Below are 13,944 nucleotides of genomic sequence, written 5' to 3'. Positions count from 1 at the left end.
GTCCTCTCGACGGTCACAATAGTAGCGCTGTGGGATGGCGAATTCGACCGACTAGTCGAGAAGGGAGTACTGGGCGTCCTCATCAACGTCGGGATACTACTCTACCTGTATGTCCGGCAGCCCCTACTCGTTCGTCTGATAGCTCTTCTCGCCGGCTTCGATAGCGACATCCAGCCAGTTCTCCATCGGGGGAAGCGGGCACTCGTAGCGGTCGGAGTACGCGCACGTCGGATTGTACGCCTCGTTGAAGTCGAGGAGCCAGTCGCCGTCCGCGGTACGGTGCGTCTCGCGTTCGAGGTCGAGATATCGACCAGCGCCGTAGGTCTCGTCGCCGCTCGTCGCATCGCGGAACGGCACCCAGAGGCGGTCATCTTCGGAATCGGACTTGTACGCTTGGAGGGTTACCTCCTCGACGCCGACGGCGAAACGGAACTCTCCCCATCGGACGTACTCCTGCTCGCCGTCCGTACTCGTGGCGACGGTGAGTCGCTCCTTGTCGTCGTGTTCGTGGAGCGGAAGCTCGAATCGGTACTGCTCGTCCAGCGGATAGTAGTTCAGGCCGTCGAAGGACGCCTGCTCGCCGTCCGGAATCGGCGATCTGGGGTTCTCCCCGAAGTATCGGTCCTTCTGCTCGCGTCGTTGCTCGACTTCCGCTCGCCAGTCGGTGCTCATGTGAGGGGGTACGCGCCAGAGCAGTTCAAGTGTTTGGTATTGTGAGTTCTGCGAAATATTTTTTGACGTCCGAGGGCTTTGAGTACGTATGGGAGAGACGTTCGTCATCGTCGGCGGAGACGCGGCCGGTATGAGCGCTGCAAGCAAGGCAAAACGCGAAAGTCCGGAACTGGACGTCGTCGTCTTCGAGAAGGGCGAGTGGGTGTCCTACGCAGCCTGTGGGATGCCTTACTACGTCAAGGGCGACGTCGCGGAACTCGACGACCTCGTGTCCGTGACGCCCGAGGAGTTCGTCCAAGGGCGCGACGTCGACCTCCGGACGCGCCACGAAGTCGTCGCGGTCGATACCGACGCGAAGACCGTCACGGTCTCGGCCGACGACGAGCGCTTCGAACAGCCCTACGATCACCTCCTGATCGCGACCGGGGCGAGCGCCATCCGGCCGCCGTTCGACGGGATGGACCTCGACGGCGTGTTCACCATCCACGACATGGACGAGGCGGACGCTATCGACCAATTCCTCGACCGGCACGACCCCGAGACCGCCGCCGTCGTGGGTGGTGGCTACGTCGGCGTCGAGATGGCGGAGGCGTTGTCGGGACGCGGGCTGTCCGTCACCCTCTTCGAGATGTTACCCCACGTCCTCCAGCCGTTCGGTAGCGTGGTCGGAGAAGCGGTCGAGGAGCACCTCCGCGAGCAGGACGTAGACGTCCGGTTGGAGACCGCGGTCGAAGGATTCGCGGGGAGCGGCCGGATCGAGGCCGTCGACCTCGACGACGAGGGCGTGTCCGCAGACCTCGCCATCGTCGGGGTCGGCGTCGAGCCGAACGCTGAACTGGCGGCCGACACGGGCATCGAACTCGGACCGACCGGGGCTGTCGCCACCGACGAGCACGGCCGGACGACCGCGCCCGACGTCTACGCGGCCGGCGACTGCGCGGAAGCTACCAACGTCGTCACCGGTGAACCGGACCACGTTCCACTCGCGCTCACGGCCAACCGTTCAGGTCGCGCCATCGGCCAGACCGTCGCGGGCGAGCCGACCGAGGTCGGCGGAACCGCCGGAACCGCCATCGTCAAGGCGTTCGACCTCGGCGCGGCCCGAACCGGGGTCCTCGACGAGTCGGCCGCCCGCGAGGCCGGTTTCGACCCGGTCTCGGTCACAATCACGGACGAATCGCGGGCCAACTACTACCCTGGCTCCGAGGAACTGACCGTCCACCTCGTGGCGGACCGTGACACGGGGCGAGTGCTGGGTGCGAGCGTCGTGGGTCGAGAGGGAGCCAAGCGCATCGACACCGTCGCCACCGCGCTCCACGCCGGACTCACCGTCGAGGACCTCCAGAATCTCGACCTCGCGTACGCGCCGCCGTTCAGCCCCGTCTGGGACCCCATTTTAACCGCAGCGAAGGTACTCGGCGGACGGCTGGACGACGGGAAATAATCTCCCGCGGTTCGAGTGGATCGAGGCCACGGTCGACCGACTGCTCACACGTCTCTGGACGCCGATGAGTCCGCTTCCTGCGTCGCTTCCATGATTTACAGAAGTAATTTCGTATATCCTTAGAACAGCAAAATATTGCTTTAGAGATCAGCAGTTAGTTCGCGGCGCAGTTGTTAGGCCGAGTTCGAGGTCCGTGACGTCGCCCGTCAGCGGTTCCTTTCCCCAGTTGATGGCCTTGATCTGGTTGTAGTTGGCCGGTTCGTCCGAGAGGCTCTCGACGATGGTGTCGACGAACGCCTCGCAGTCTGCCATCCCGAACAGCTCGTTGGTCTCCTCGACCCGCCCGAGCGACGTCGAGAGCGGCCGCAGGTCCTCGGCGGAGAAGTGGCCGGGGTGGACGACCGTCTCTCGGGGAAGTCACCGAGTTCGGCGAGGCTGTCGAACAATTCCTCGGCCGCCTCGCGCACGTCCATCTCGTCGTTCCCTTCGAGGTCGGGCCGCCCGACGCTGTCGATGAACAGCGTGTCGCCCGAGAGCAGGGCGTCGCCCCACTCCAGCGAGACGCTTCCGGGAGTTTGACCCGGCGTGTGGCGCACTTCCAGGTCGCGGGCGCCGACCGCGACGCTGTCGCCGTCTTCGAGCGGGTCGTACTTGTCGAGTTCGCTGCCGTCAGCCGGATTGGGGTAGTACGGCGCGTCGAGGTCGTCCGCGAAGGAGCGACCGCCGCTGACGTGGTCGGGATTGGCGTGCGTGTCGACCGCCCCGACGAGTTCGACGTCGCGCTCGGCGGCGAGTGGGCGGTACTCGTCGAGATACAGGCTTGGGTCGACGACGGTCCCCCTTGCCGCCGTCGTGGACGAGGTACGAGACGCACCCCGTTCCGGGCCGGACGATCTGGACCACGCCATCGGCGTCCTCGACCTCGTACGCGACGTGGACGCGGCCCCAGCCGTCCATACCGTCTTCCATCGACTTGGCGTCGTAGCCTCGCTCGCGGAGGAACTCGGTAGCGTCGACCGACGTGACGCCGGCGACGCACACCACGACGGTCTCCTCGTCCTCGGGAATCTCGTCCAGCGAGTCCTTCAAACCGGTGAAGTCATCGTCGAGCAACTGGTCGTAGATCGGGACGTTGTAGCTGCCCACTACGCGCCACTCCTCGAAGTCGTCCTCGTTGCGAACGTCGAGGACGAACAGGTCGCCGTCGCGCCGTGCTACGACTTCGTCGGGGATCATCGTCGGCTGGCCCTAGACTATATTGCTTATTCTGAGCAAGACTCTGGTGCCCTTTGGTAAAATCGTTGTGACCGGTGCGCCGACCACGTTCCGACGACTACCTCGTCGACGGTGACGGACCGCACGGCCGAATTTCGTGAGCTGCGCGACCGAAAAACCCTTCGGTCGGTATCGTATACAATTGGACATTCATGGACGAAGAGGACACGATTACGCGCCGGCGGGCGCTTCTCGCGGGCGGCGCGACCCTCGCGTTCGGCGGCAGCGTCGCGTACGTCGCGTCGCGGTCGGGGTCGAGCGAACGCGAGTACGTGCCGTCCACCTTTCACCGGAGCGACGAGACGACCGGCTTCGGCGTCGAACTCGCCGGTCGTCCCATCGCCGGCGAGCGCGACGCCCCCGTGGACGTCTACTACTGGACGGATTACCTCTGCCCGTTCTGCAAGGAGTTCGAGACGGGAGCGCTCCCGGAGGTCGGACGAAACTACCTGGACACCGGCGAGGCCAGACTCGTGACGCTGCTGTACCCTAACATCGGAGAGTACTCCACGCCGGCAGCCGTTTGGGACCGATGCGTCTGGCGTCAGGTCGCGGATGCCGACCCGGCGGCGTACTGGAACTGGCACGGCGAGGTCTTCGACGCGCAAGCCGAGCAGGGCCACGTCTGGGCAGACGAGGCGACGTTCAGAGCGGTCACCGAATCGGTGGAGGGCGTCACTGCAGCCGACGTCAACGAGTGTCGAGACGCTCGGGGCGACAGGGTCCGCGAGGCCGTCGAGGTGGACGCCACCGCCGCGACCTCGGCCGGCATCCGGGGGACGCCGGGGTTCGTGCTGTACAACCGAGAGACCGACACGGCCGGCCGGCTCGTCGGCGCACACCCCTACGACACCTTCTCAGACACGCTCGACCAGGTGCTACAGTCGTGACCGGGAATCGAACGACCGTGGCCCGCGACTGGACGCGAGACCTCCGGGACGCCCTCGCCTACCCGCTCACGTCGAACCGGCGTCTGGCCGTCGCCGGTCTCGTGACTGGAGCGACCTACGTCTTCACCGTGCTGAGCGCGTTCCCGCAGTTCTCGATGCAGGTACTCGCGAGGTCACCGACCGACATCGGCTACGCCGTCACCGCCCTCACGCGGGAGACGTACCTGAGCACGGGCTGGCTCGGCGTCGGCCTCGTGACGGCGTACGCGCTCCTGACCGGAATCGCGGTGACCAACGCCGCCGCGCTGGTCCGGCGAGCGCGACGCACGAGTGCGTCGACGCTCGCGGGCGTCGTGCCGGGGGTGCTCGCCGCGGGCTGTGCCAGTTGCGGTGCGGGCGTCCTCGGGGCGCTCGGCTTCGTCGGCGCGATGGCTGCGCTCCCGTTCGACGGGAACCTCCTGCGGCTGGGCGGCATCCTCCTCCTGGCGTTCTTCCTCGGGCGAGCCGGGGATCCGCGAACGTGCGGAATCGACAACCGGCCATGACGGCCGTGTGTCGTCACTCGAAAGTGCATGCAGAGAGTCCACAAGATTCAACACTACTAAGGGCCGTCGGACTACGGTAAGCGGATGATGTCCCCGACTCGCACGCGACGCCTCCGAAGTGTGGGCGTCGCCGTCGGCGTCTTCCTGCTGTTCGGAACAGTGACCGGGCTCCTGTCGAACCCGGTCTACGTCCGGATGGTTCCCCGTACGCCGGCCGACTACCTGTTTCTCGTCGCGACGTCGGCGTTCGCCGGGGCGTTCGTCTACCAGCGTTCCCTCGCAGAGAAGCCAGTGGGGGATCGGTTCGCGGCCGGGAGCGTCGTCGGCGGGTTTCTGGCGTTCGGCTGTCCGATCTGTAACGCCGTATTGCTCGCACTCTTCAGTTCGTCCGCTCTCATGACGTACTTCGACCCGCTCCGACCCCTGCTCGGCGCGGTGAGCGTCGTCCTCTTCGCCGGACTGTTGTATTACCAGCGTCGGAACTGCAAGAGCTGTTGAAAAATCTCGGTTCTCGGCGCAACCTTCGAAACGGCTCCAGAAACGTTCGAGTCGTCCGTTAGACGAGGAGTTGGATGTCAGCGTCGGCCATATCCTGCAGGGCGGTAGCCGCGCCGACGCCCGTAGTGACGCCGTCGTAGAAGTCGTTCTCGTCGTAGTCCATCAACTCGATCGTCATCTGGCAGGCCTGAAACTCCACGCCCATATCGAGGCTCATCTCGATGAGTTCCTCGATGGTCGCCGTGTCGTTGTCGGCGATCTTCTTCTCCATCATCTTCGTCGTCACGCGGTCCATCCCAGGGAGCGCGGCGACAGCGTTTGGCACCGGCATGTTGGGATTCCCAACGGAACTCAGCTTGAGGTTCTTCGAACGCTCCTCGTGGAGGATGTCCAACCCCCAGAACGTGTGGAAGACATTTACTTCGTAGCCGAACGCGGCGGCGGTGCTGGCGAGGATCAGCGGCGGGTACGCCATGTCAAGCGTCCCCTTCGTCGCGATGATGCTCATCTTCTTCGTGTCGTCCTCGCCGGTCGCCTCGGCGAGGGACTCCTCGAGTTCCTCGATTCGTGCGGCGAGTTCCGCGCGCGAGGGAGCGTCGTCAGCCGTCACATCGGGCGTGTCCGTGCTCATCGTTATCGTTACTCCGTCTTGCGGACGTAGTGTTTGTACACGTCGCCGTCCTCGACCTGGTCGAGGAGTTCGACGCCCTCGGTCCCGGACGCCCAGCCGTCGATATCACTCATACTGCCCGAGTCCGTCGAAAGCACCTCGAGAACCTCACCGGATTCGAGGTCGTCGGTGGCATTCTTCGTCTTGACGACGGGCATTGGGCACGATGCACCTTTCACGTCTAGCGTCTCCGTAATGTCGAATTCTGCACTCATTGGTTATCTGCTCCGTTGATCTGTATTGGAGCTATTGCACAATACCGTTTAGTCCGTTATAAGGATATCGGTTCTTGCACCAACCACCAATTACTGCGTCCTCGCTCCCGTCCGAAACACCAGTGAAAACGCCCTATATGCAGGTGACGCAACATCAGCCCATAACAGTATTGCATTGTTCTGAATATACTATGCAAATCTTTATGGTGGGCCAGCCAGTAGGTCCAGACGCACACAATGAACGCAGACGACTTCCCGACTCCGGACGTGCCGATCGAGACGATCGCTCCGGACGAACTGAAAGGACGAATCGACGCCGGCGAGAACATCACGCTACTCGACGCACGCATGCAATCCGAGTACGAAGAGTGGCACATCGACGGCGAGAACGTCACGTCGATCAACGCCCCGTACTTCGAATTCCTCGACGACGACATCGACCAGGACGTCCTCGCACAGATTCCCGACAACCGCGAGGTCACCGTCCTGTGCGCGAAGGGTGGTGCCAGCGAATACGTCGCGGGCGAACTCGCCGAACGCGGCTACGACGTCAACCACCTCGAAGACGGCATGAACGGCTGGGCGAGCATCTACGAAGCGGTCGAGGTCACCGACTACGACGGTGCGGGCACGCTCCTCCAGTACCAGCGCCCGTCCAGCGGATGCCTGGGGTACCTCGTCTACGACGACGGCGAAGCCGCCATCGTCGACCCGCTCCGAGCGTTCACCGACCGGTATCTCGAAGACGCCGACGACCTGGGCGTCGACCTGAAGTACGCAATCGACACGCACGTCCACGCCGATCACATCTCGGGTGTCCGCGCGCTCGACGAGCGCGGCGTCGAGGGCGTCATCCCCGAGGCCGCCGTCGACCGCGGCGTCACCTACGCCGACGAAGTCACCCAAGCCGCCGACGGCGACACCTTCGCGGTCGGCGACGCCACCATCGAGACGGTGTTCACGCCCGGACACACCACAGGCATGACCTCGTATCTCATCGACGACAGCCTGCTCGCGACCGGCGACGGCCTCTTCATCGAGAGCGTCGCTCGCCCCGACCTCGAAGAAGGTGACGATGGTGCGCCTGACGCGGCGCGCATGCTTTACGAGTCGCTCCAGGAACGCGTGCTGACGCTTCCCGACGACACCCTCGTCGGCGGGGCGCACTTCAGCGACGCCGCCGTCCCCGCAGACGACGGCACCTACACGGCACCGGTCGGCGACCTCGTCGAGCAGATGGACGCGTTGACGATGGACGAAGACGACTTCGTCGACCTGATCCTCTCGGACATGCCGCCGCGGCCCGCCAACTACGAGGACATCATCGCGACGAACCTCGGTCAGAACGCCGTCGACGACGACGAGGCGTTCACGCTCGAACTCGGGCCGAACAACTGCGCCGCGAGTCAGGAGTCGCTCGCGGGTGACTAACGACGCCAATGGTGATTGACGTACTCCCGCTGCAGGTCGCCGCCGAGTTGTTCCCGAACGGGATTAGTCGCTACGCCGTCGGCGGCCTGCTCGTCGGACTCGGCGCGGTCGTCATCTACCTCGGAACCGGCATCGCCGCCGGCGCGAGCACGTTCCTCGAATCGACGCTGTCGTACGTCTCCGACCAGTCGCGGTTCCAGCAGTACGTGTCCTCGCGCGACTGGCGCGTCGTGTTCACGCTGGGAATCGTGCTCGGCGCGGCCGTCTACGCCGCCTTCTGGCAGGGCGGCGCGTGGACGACCGACGTTCAGCCGTGGCGACTCCTAGTAGGCGGCGTCTTAGTGGGCATCGGGACGCGCGTCGGGAAGGGCTGTACGTCGGGCCACGGCGTCTGCGGCGTCGGGTCGGCCTCGAAGACGTCCATCGTCGGCGTGATTACGTTCCTTGCGGTCGCCATCGTGACCGCGCAATTGGTCGCCGCACTCGGGGTGAGTCCATGAGCGACCGGCATCCCGCGTTCATGCCGCTGATCTTCGTCGGCGGCTTGATATTCGGGTTCGGACTCGCGTTCAGCCACATGGCTCGTCCGGAGGTCGTGCTGGACTTTCTCCAGTTCGAGGACTTCGGACTGCTGTTCGTCATGTTCGGCGCGGCTATCGTCAGCGGTATCGCCTTCGCGGTCATGCCGCGGTTGCGCGACAGCGCGCCGCTGACCGGCGACGCGTACGGACGACGACTCAAGTCGTTCGACCGCAACGTCCTGTTCGGCGGAGCCATCTTCGGCGTCGGCTGGGGGCTCTCCGGAATCTGTCCCGGAGCCGCCTACGCCAGCCTCGGTATCGGCAACGTCACCATCCTGTGGGCGCTCGCCGGGATGTTCCTCGGCGCGTACCTCCAGGGCTACTGGCGCAGTCGCAGCCAGGCCCGCGACACTACCGCAGCGGGCGCTGACTAACTCCCTCCCTTTCAGATGGACCCCACTCTCATCGCCCTCTTCGTCGGTGCAGCGTTCGCCAGCCTATTCATGGCGTGGGTTATCGGTGCCGGGTCGAGCGGTGCGACCCCCTTCGCCCCCGCTGTTGGGGCGAACGCCATTGGAACGATGCGGGCCGCCCTCTTGGTCGGCATCTTCGGGTTCATCGGTGCCGTCACGCAAGGCGGGAACGTATCAGAAGCTATCGGGAGCGGTCTCATCGGTGGCATGAGCCTGCCTGTCGCCGGCGTCATTCTGGTGTTAATCCTGGGCGCCGGGCTGATGGTGGTCGGCATCACGACAGGGTACCCCATTGCGACCGCGTTCACCGTGACGGGCGCCGTCATCGGCGTCGGACTCGCGCTCGGGGGAACGCCGGTCTGGTCGAAGTACCAGCAGATCACCGCTGTCTGGGTGTTGACGCCGTTCGTCGGCGGTGGTATCGCGTTCATCATCGCGAGCGTCCTCCCGCGGCCTAACGTGCCCGAACGGTACAGCATTCCCGCGCTCACCGGTCTCGTCGCTGCCGTCCTCGCGAACGTCGAGTTTAGCTTCCTCGGTGAGGGAAACTCCACGGGGACCGTCCGAGAACTCGGACAGCACGCGTTGGCAGTCGATGGACGTGCGTCGGCGGTCGTGGTTACTGGTGTTGCAGCGTTAGCTGTCGCCGCCGTCGTCTATTGGGATATTGGCCGTGACCAACGCGGGGGGCTGCGGCGCGTACTGCTTGTGCTCGGCTCGCTCGTCGCGTTCTCCGCGGGCGGGAGTCAGGTCGGACTCGCCGTCGGGCCGTTGCTTCCGCTACTCGACGAGGTGGGGATGGTCTCGATGTTCGCGGTACTCGTTGGTGGCGGTCTCGGGATGCTCGCCGGGTCGTGGACGGGTGCGCCCCGGATGATCAAGTCGCTCGCGCAGGACTACTCATCGCTCGGGCCGCGGCGCTCTATTTCGGCACTCGTGCCGTCGTTTCTGATTGCGCAACTGGCCGTCGTGCTGGGCGTGCCCGTTTCGTTCAACGAGATCGTCGTCAGCGCGATCATCGGAAGTGGAGCCGCAGTCGGCGGCCGGGAAGCGGTGGACGCGCGAAAGATTCTCTTGACGCTGGGGGCGTGGGCCGGATCGTTCGCCCTTTCGTTCGGACTCGCGTACGTTACCGCCGCTCTCCTGTTGTAGGCAGCGACGAGCCAGACACAGTACCAGTTGGCCGCCACCCCTCGGAATGGAGATAGTCTGGTTCAGACTGCACGGGGCGGCGGGACGAGGAAGACGTTTCCCGTCGCCCGCGCGACGATTTCCTCCGAGACGCTGCCCAACAGGAGCCGCCGGATACGGCTTCGCCCCCTCGAACCGACGAGGACCGTCGACGGGGTTACCTCCTCTTCGACGGCGAGGATTTCGTCGGCGGGGTCCCCCTGCCGGACCTCGATTCGCGTCTCGATGTCCCAGTTTTCGAGCGTGCGAGCACGCTCGGCCAACCACTCGCTTGGGTCGCCCTCGGCGTCGGCGGCCTCGTCTTTCGGCGACCGGACGTGAACGAGTGTCGCCTCCTCGGTCGCGTGGCGGAGGTACGAGAAGGCATCGAACGCTCGGTCGGCGTTCTCGGAAAAATCCGTCGCGAAGAGGATACGCTGAAAGAGGTGTTCGCGGAGGACGTCGGGTTCATCGGTCGCCCGCTCGATGCGGTTGACCAGTAACGGAACGACGGTCGTCCGTGCGAGGTTTCGTGCGGTCGAGCCGAGGACACGGTTCTCCAGCGGGCTCTGGCCTCGTGAGCCGACGACAGATATGTCGGCCTGGACGGCTTCGGCAATGCCGTTGATACGGCGATAGGGTGTCCCACGGACGACGTGAGTCTCGACATCGAACCCTGCGGCTTCCATCACACTTCGATAACGGTCCAGTCCCTGTCGGCGTCGCTCATCGAAGTTCACGCCAGGCATTCCGGAGTGGACGTTCGCCGGAACGACAGTCACGAGATGGATTGTATCGATGCCGATACGGCCTAAACACTCGAGACAGGTTTCGTTCTCTATTGCAGCCGCACTGGCGGCCGATAGGTCGGTCGCACACAGGGCCCTCATATAGGCCATTTCGTCGACCGATGACAATACGATTTTGTTTAATAGTCTATCATTGCGCGCGCGGTCGACAGTCTGGGGTTGCACCGATCGGTTTCTGAAGTTGGCGGGGCGCTATACGTTCTCCATAAGTTATCGATAGTCAAACGGAGGTTACTCAGATATAGTATTGTGCGATGTATCCAAAACCGTTAAAGGCACTCACCGGGTAGGAGATATTGAACAGAAATGTGGCAACAGCGAATTACCGATTTCGAATGCTGGAGGGAGAATCAATGGCAGGACTAGAGATTCCCACGTGGGACCCGGAAACAGCCTTGCTCATCGGCACGATCCTACTGGAAGCGGTCGTGCTATACGTGGGCTACGGTGGCCTTGAACGGCTTTTCGGGCCCTACCTCATGAAACTCTTAGTCGGAGGTGAAGAGAATGCTCAATAGCCTACTCGACGGACTCGGTATCTTGGGAACGAGCCCCGAGATGCTGGCGATGTTCGTCGGATTCGGCCTCGTCGTCGGAGTCTTGTTCGGGTTTTTCGGCATGGGTGGGTCGTTCCTCGTTACCCCCGCCCTGCTGATGCTAGATTACCCGGCGCCTATTGCGGTCGGTAGCGGGATGGCGTTTGTCTTCGGGACGGCTATCATCGCGACCCTGAAACACCACGACCTCGGCCAGGTCGACTACAAGCTCGGCGTGATCATGATCACCGGGACGACCATCGGTATCGAGGTCGGACGCGCCAGCGTCTACTATCTCGAGTCGTTGGGATTTGCCGGTGGTATCATCAGTATCGCCTACGTCGTCCTGCTCGGCGGCGTCGGGGCGATGGTCACCCGTGACGCCCTGAAAGGCGACGGCGGCGGTGGCATCGACCACGAGGCAGCTGACAAGGATCTCAGCGAGTACGAGATTCCCGAAGTCGCGAAGACGATCCAGCAGAAGGTTCGGATTCCGCCGATGGTGACACTCCGTGGAGATGTCCGCGTTTCCGCGTGGGTCATCACGGCCGTCGCCTTCGCAACCGGCCTCCTGTCGGGCTTCCTCGGCGTCGGTGGGGGTTTCATCCGAATGCCCGCGATGATCTACGCCATCGGCGTCCCGGTACCCGTCGCTGTCGGGACGGACCTCTTCGAGATCGTCTTCTCCGGCGGTCTTGGGAGTTACCTCTATGGACAGGGCGGCGGCGTTGACCTCGGTATCGTCGCTCCGCTGCTACTCGGGAGCGCACTCGGTGCTCGTATCGGCTCTGCAGCGACAGCTGTCGTTGACGCCGACGGCATCAAGATCTACTTCGGTGGCATGCTACTGGTCGGCGCCACCGCGGTCGGCGTCGGAGAGATCGGCTCCTACATCGGCAACTCGACCCTCGAGTTGCTCGGACTGGTACTCGTCATCGGCGCGGCGGTCGTCGTCGCTCTTGCGATCCTCTATACGGCGATTTCCTCGCTACGTGTGACGCATCGCCAGCAAACTTCCACTGCGGACTAATCCGTTTTCGCGCCAATCCGCTACTCGCTCGTGATTGAATGTGGGCCTCTTCTACTTGGAATCCACGAGTGGACGGCTAGCCGCTCGCGAGTTGTCACCGTCCCGACTCAGTTTGGCTCATCGCAAAATTGTGCGATCCATGCAAAAGTCTTTTAATGGCTCAGTGCCTACGTATCATCGATAATAATGCCGGATTCGATGTCCGAACAACTGCGTCGAGACATGAAGTGCGAAGGGCTACTGGAGTGCTTCCACGGTCTCAAAGAACTCGACAAGGAGTGCTTCCAGGCACTCGTCGAGAGTGAGGAACCGCTAACCGTTGACGAACTCGCCGATGCAGTTAATCGCGAGCGTTCGACCGCCTATCGGGCCGTCCAGCGACTCCTCCAGACGGGCTTCATCGAAAAGAATCAGATCAACTACGACCAGGGCGGCTACTACCACGTCTACTCGCCGACGGATCCGTCGCAGATCGCAGACGAGATGCAGCGGATGCTCAACGACTGGTACGCGAAGATGGGCCAACTCATCCAAGAGTTCGAAGACAAATACGAACTGCCCCAGGCCTCGGCTCCCACTGTCGAAGGCTAACCCCGCCTCTTTCTCTCTGCGTAGTCTCTCACTTCTCCCGACGGTGAGCGTATTTTCGCGCGGGAAGGAGGGATACTACGATACTCCGGGCCGCCTATTAGACGCGTATAGTATTGTATACATCTCACAAGATTATTAATTGGCGCTGGTGCGATAGTTCGGCGCGGAGTTCCAGCACGGCTGCAGCACCGGCGGCCGTCTCGGCGGCTTCGGCCTCGGTCTCGCCTTTTGCACCGTTCGGTATCGTCGTTGACGTCGAAATGGGGTACTGCGTGGGCGCACTCGTGGGTCAGCGTCTGGGCGAGGGTTGCGTCGTTCTTCCGGTCGCAAATCTCGCCGCGTTCGAAGATTCGGCACAGTTGGCGGTCGAAACCATCGAGGAGCAAGCTACCGAAGCATCCGTGTCTGCGGCCGAAACCGCGATAGAACGCGAAAAACCCTATCGAGAGATTCCTACATCGAAGAGCACGACTTTGGAATATCGATATCGGAACGAGATCGTAGTTAGGCGATTGAAGACCCTTCGCCGATTTTCCCACGGATGGCCAACAGGGCGACGATGACTGCGACCACGATGCTCACGCCGATATGAACGGGAAACGTGAACACGCCATCGGCATACGGCACGTTGACGTAGCTCATCCCCGCGATTGTGACGAACGCGACGCCAAACGTCGCGTAGGCGACGAGGACCGAAGTAGCGATTCCGGAGAGGCGGTCAGCGTACACGCTGGCAATCCCGCCTGCCAGCAGTCCGACGACAACACCGACGAAGACACCGATGATACCGATTGCAGGAGCCTCTCCAGGTCCAAGCAGTTCGATTGTCGCGGCACCGGCCAACAGGAAAGTAGTGATGGCGGTACCCGCTCCGAGAGCGATCGTACGAGCGGTCATAAGTGAAATATCGCGGTAGAGAGAATAAATTCACAGGGAAGGCGAGTACGAGGGGTTCGTCGTGCTGCATTCGTCTTCTGTATACGGGACACAGTTATCATCAACTATTGAGGGTTTCAACAATGCCGTCTCACGAGAACCGTCTTCCTCGGCTGGAACACATGATACGCGTACACGGAACAGGCTCCTTTTCGATACGAGAGTCTGCCGGTAAACGGATTCCAGCTACGGTGTCAGTGTGAGTACCACCGTCTAATAGGACCGAAGTGTCATTGCC

Annotated in this window: 16 protein-coding genes and 1 pseudogene; 11 read left to right on the top strand and 6 right to left on the bottom strand. The window is 63.0% G+C overall.

The window, feature by feature from the left end:
* Positions 1-123: 123 nt before the first annotated feature.
* Positions 124-672, bottom strand: coding sequence for a DUF1684 domain-containing protein (locus tag EKH81_RS17675; protein WP_132060840.1), 549 nt, complete (start codon positions 670-672; stop codon positions 124-126).
* A gap of 88 nt (positions 673-760) precedes the next feature.
* Here EKH81_RS17675 and EKH81_RS17670 point away from each other — a divergent pair, with 88 nt between their 5' ends.
* Positions 761-2,116 carry an FAD-dependent oxidoreductase gene (locus tag EKH81_RS17670; protein ID WP_132060842.1) on the top strand — a complete coding sequence of 452 codons (1,356 nt, stop codon included), beginning with the start codon at positions 761-763 and terminating at the stop codon, positions 2,114-2,116.
* Positions 2,117-2,270: 154 nt separating this feature from the next.
* Here the strand turns inward: EKH81_RS17670 and EKH81_RS19890 are convergent.
* Positions 2,271-3,352 (bottom strand): annotated as a pseudogene (locus EKH81_RS19890) (MBL fold metallo-hydrolase).
* A gap of 191 nt (positions 3,353-3,543) precedes the next feature.
* On the opposite strand from EKH81_RS19890, the gene EKH81_RS17660 reads away from it, so the two are divergent.
* From EKH81_RS17660 to EKH81_RS17650, 3 genes are all read left to right on the top strand, one after another.
* Positions 3,544-4,281, top strand: a complete 738-nt coding sequence (locus EKH81_RS17660) for a DsbA family protein (protein ID WP_132060844.1) — start codon at positions 3,544-3,546, stop codon at positions 4,279-4,281.
* Positions 4,278-4,826: a hypothetical protein gene (locus EKH81_RS17655; RefSeq protein WP_238392237.1), complete on the top strand. Its 549-nt coding sequence runs from the start codon at positions 4,278-4,280 to the stop codon at positions 4,824-4,826. The genes EKH81_RS17660 and EKH81_RS17655 overlap by 4 nt, the downstream gene beginning before the upstream one ends.
* Positions 4,827-4,913: 87 nt before the next feature.
* Positions 4,914-5,324 (top strand): hypothetical protein, encoded by a 411-nt coding sequence (locus tag EKH81_RS17650; RefSeq protein ID WP_132060846.1) that lies wholly within the window; start codon positions 4,914-4,916, stop codon positions 5,322-5,324.
* Between the two features lie 58 nt (positions 5,325-5,382).
* Here the strand turns inward: EKH81_RS17650 and EKH81_RS17645 are convergent, their stop codons facing one another.
* Positions 5,383-5,955 (bottom strand): DsrE/DsrF/DrsH-like family protein, encoded by a 573-nt coding sequence (locus EKH81_RS17645; RefSeq protein WP_132060848.1) that lies wholly within the window; start codon positions 5,953-5,955, stop codon positions 5,383-5,385.
* Positions 5,956-5,963: 8 nt separating this feature from the next.
* Positions 5,964-6,209 carry a sulfurtransferase TusA family protein gene (locus tag EKH81_RS17640; RefSeq protein WP_132060850.1) on the bottom strand — a complete coding sequence of 82 codons (246 nt, stop codon included), beginning with the start codon at positions 6,207-6,209 and terminating at the stop codon, positions 5,964-5,966.
* Between the two features lie 237 nt (positions 6,210-6,446).
* Here EKH81_RS17640 and EKH81_RS17635 point away from each other — a divergent pair, with 237 nt between their 5' ends.
* Genes EKH81_RS17635 through EKH81_RS17620 form a run of 4 tightly spaced genes read left to right on the top strand, consistent with a single transcriptional unit; the run spans position 6,447 to position 9,786 of the window.
* Positions 6,447-7,640 carry an MBL fold metallo-hydrolase gene (locus tag EKH81_RS17635; protein WP_132060852.1) on the top strand — a complete coding sequence of 398 codons (1,194 nt, stop codon included), beginning with the start codon at positions 6,447-6,449 and terminating at the stop codon, positions 7,638-7,640.
* A gap of 8 nt (positions 7,641-7,648) precedes the next feature.
* Positions 7,649-8,140 (top strand): YeeE/YedE family protein, encoded by a 492-nt coding sequence (locus tag EKH81_RS17630; RefSeq protein WP_132060854.1) that lies wholly within the window; start codon positions 7,649-7,651, stop codon positions 8,138-8,140.
* On the top strand, positions 8,137-8,595 hold the full coding sequence (locus tag EKH81_RS17625) for a YeeE/YedE family protein (protein ID WP_132060856.1): 459 nt from the start codon (positions 8,137-8,139) through the stop codon (positions 8,593-8,595). Before EKH81_RS17630 ends, EKH81_RS17625 begins: the two co-directional genes overlap by 4 nt.
* Positions 8,596-8,610: 15 nt before the next feature.
* Positions 8,611-9,786 carry an inorganic phosphate transporter gene (locus tag EKH81_RS17620; RefSeq protein ID WP_132060858.1) on the top strand — a complete coding sequence of 392 codons (1,176 nt, stop codon included), beginning with the start codon at positions 8,611-8,613 and terminating at the stop codon, positions 9,784-9,786.
* Positions 9,787-9,848: 62 nt separating this feature from the next.
* On the opposite strand, the gene EKH81_RS17615 is transcribed toward EKH81_RS17620, so the two are convergent.
* Positions 9,849-10,694 (bottom strand): universal stress protein, encoded by an 846-nt coding sequence (locus EKH81_RS17615; protein ID WP_132061263.1) that lies wholly within the window; start codon positions 10,692-10,694, stop codon positions 9,849-9,851.
* A 272-nt stretch (positions 10,695-10,966) separates the two neighbouring features.
* Between EKH81_RS17615 and EKH81_RS19450 the strand changes: the two genes are divergently transcribed.
* The 3 genes from EKH81_RS19450 to EKH81_RS17605 all read left to right on the top strand — a co-directional run bounded on the left by EKH81_RS19450 (position 10,967) and on the right by EKH81_RS17605 (position 12,770).
* Positions 10,967-11,131 (top strand): DUF7512 family protein, encoded by a 165-nt coding sequence (locus tag EKH81_RS19450; RefSeq protein WP_202935196.1) that lies wholly within the window; start codon positions 10,967-10,969, stop codon positions 11,129-11,131.
* Positions 11,121-12,179 carry a sulfite exporter TauE/SafE family protein gene (locus tag EKH81_RS17610; RefSeq protein WP_132060860.1) on the top strand — a complete coding sequence of 353 codons (1,059 nt, stop codon included), beginning with the start codon at positions 11,121-11,123 and terminating at the stop codon, positions 12,177-12,179. The genes EKH81_RS19450 and EKH81_RS17610 overlap by 11 nt, the downstream gene beginning before the upstream one ends.
* A gap of 186 nt (positions 12,180-12,365) precedes the next feature.
* Positions 12,366-12,770 (top strand): helix-turn-helix domain-containing protein, encoded by a 405-nt coding sequence (locus EKH81_RS17605; protein ID WP_132060862.1) that lies wholly within the window; start codon positions 12,366-12,368, stop codon positions 12,768-12,770.
* 504 nt (positions 12,771-13,274) lie between these two features.
* On the opposite strand, the gene EKH81_RS17600 is transcribed toward EKH81_RS17605, so the two are convergent.
* Positions 13,275-13,667 (bottom strand): DUF8147 domain-containing protein, encoded by a 393-nt coding sequence (locus tag EKH81_RS17600; protein ID WP_132060864.1) that lies wholly within the window; start codon positions 13,665-13,667, stop codon positions 13,275-13,277.
* Positions 13,668-13,944: the final 277 nt, after the last annotated feature.

Origin of the sequence: Halorussus amylolyticus (genome assembly GCF_004143485.2) — an archaeon.
Taxonomy (GTDB): domain Archaea; phylum Halobacteriota; class Halobacteria; order Halobacteriales; family Haladaptataceae; genus Halorussus; species Halorussus amylolyticus.
Note: the sequence above shows the minus strand (reverse complement) of the source record. Positions and strands in the feature narration are given on the sequence as shown.

Bases quoted from the DNA above. Each gene is read 5' to 3' on its own strand.
- EKH81_RS17675 (WP_132060840.1), bottom strand. From the start codon at position 672: ATGAGCACCGACTGGCGAGCGGAAGTCGAGCAACGACGCGAGCAGAAG.
- EKH81_RS17670 (WP_132060842.1), top strand. From the start codon at position 761: ATGGGAGAGACGTTCGTCATCGTCGGCGGAGACGCGGCCGGTATGAGC.
- EKH81_RS17660 (WP_132060844.1), top strand. From the start codon at position 3,544: ATGGACGAAGAGGACACGATTACGCGCCGGCGGGCGCTTCTCGCGGGC.
- EKH81_RS17650 (WP_132060846.1), top strand. From the start codon at position 4,914: ATGTCCCCGACTCGCACGCGACGCCTCCGAAGTGTGGGCGTCGCCGTC.
- EKH81_RS17645 (WP_132060848.1), bottom strand. From the start codon at position 5,955: ATGAGCACGGACACGCCCGATGTGACGGCTGACGACGCTCCCTCGCGC.
- EKH81_RS17640 (WP_132060850.1), bottom strand. From the start codon at position 6,209: ATGAGTGCAGAATTCGACATTACGGAGACGCTAGACGTGAAAGGTGCA.
- EKH81_RS17635 (WP_132060852.1), top strand. From the start codon at position 6,447: ATGAACGCAGACGACTTCCCGACTCCGGACGTGCCGATCGAGACGATC.
- EKH81_RS17630 (WP_132060854.1), top strand. From the start codon at position 7,649: ATGGTGATTGACGTACTCCCGCTGCAGGTCGCCGCCGAGTTGTTCCCG.
- EKH81_RS17625 (WP_132060856.1), top strand. From the start codon at position 8,137: ATGAGCGACCGGCATCCCGCGTTCATGCCGCTGATCTTCGTCGGCGGC.
- EKH81_RS17620 (WP_132060858.1), top strand. From the start codon at position 8,611: ATGGACCCCACTCTCATCGCCCTCTTCGTCGGTGCAGCGTTCGCCAGC.
- EKH81_RS17615 (WP_132061263.1), bottom strand. From the start codon at position 10,694: ATGAGGGCCCTGTGTGCGACCGACCTATCGGCCGCCAGTGCGGCTGCA.
- EKH81_RS19450 (WP_202935196.1), top strand. From the start codon at position 10,967: ATGGCAGGACTAGAGATTCCCACGTGGGACCCGGAAACAGCCTTGCTC.
- EKH81_RS17610 (WP_132060860.1), top strand. From the start codon at position 11,121: ATGCTCAATAGCCTACTCGACGGACTCGGTATCTTGGGAACGAGCCCC.
- EKH81_RS17605 (WP_132060862.1), top strand. From the start codon at position 12,366: ATGCCGGATTCGATGTCCGAACAACTGCGTCGAGACATGAAGTGCGAA.
- EKH81_RS17600 (WP_132060864.1), bottom strand. From the start codon at position 13,667: ATGACCGCTCGTACGATCGCTCTCGGAGCGGGTACCGCCATCACTACT.